General features: G+C 50.2%; 1 pseudogene. It reads right to left on the bottom strand.

Annotated elements, in window-relative coordinates:
- Positions 1-215 precede the first annotated feature (215 nt).
- A pseudogene (locus tag JUJ53_RS18085) lies at positions 216-406 on the bottom strand (hypothetical protein); the annotation flags it as partial.

The following is a 406-nucleotide window of genomic DNA, read 5'->3' as shown; positions in this document are numbered from 1 at the left end:
CCATCGAGGCGGAAGCCATTGCTGCCATCGAGGCTGGAAAGGTTCAAAATAGGGTCGAAGCTCATGGATTTAGATTCCTTAAATGGGGTTTACGGTTTATCCATCCCGATACCCTGAAGCTGAGAGGTTGTCTGAGCGCTCATGGTCAGAGGATGGATGGTATTTGAGCGATCGCTTTTGGGTCATCAAGGGCGATCGCTCAAAAAGGAGATAACTTACACAAAATCCGCCCGAGTTATGGCGGCAGCGTTGGTGTTGTCCAATCGCATTAGATTGGTAGCACCCACCTTGATCAGCACATCATCACGCTGTTGGACGATGGAGAGTTGTCCGAACCGAAGGCCGACGATGTCGATACGGTCTCGATTGTTTTGGAAATCGGTAACGCGGTCGAAGCCATCGTTTT

The organism is Leptolyngbya sp. CCY15150, assembly GCF_016888135.1.
In the GTDB taxonomy this organism is placed as follows: Bacteria; Cyanobacteriota; Cyanobacteriia; order RECH01; family RECH01; genus RECH01.
The sequence above is the reverse complement of the archived record's forward strand: the minus strand, read 5'-3'. Positions and strand labels throughout refer to the sequence as shown.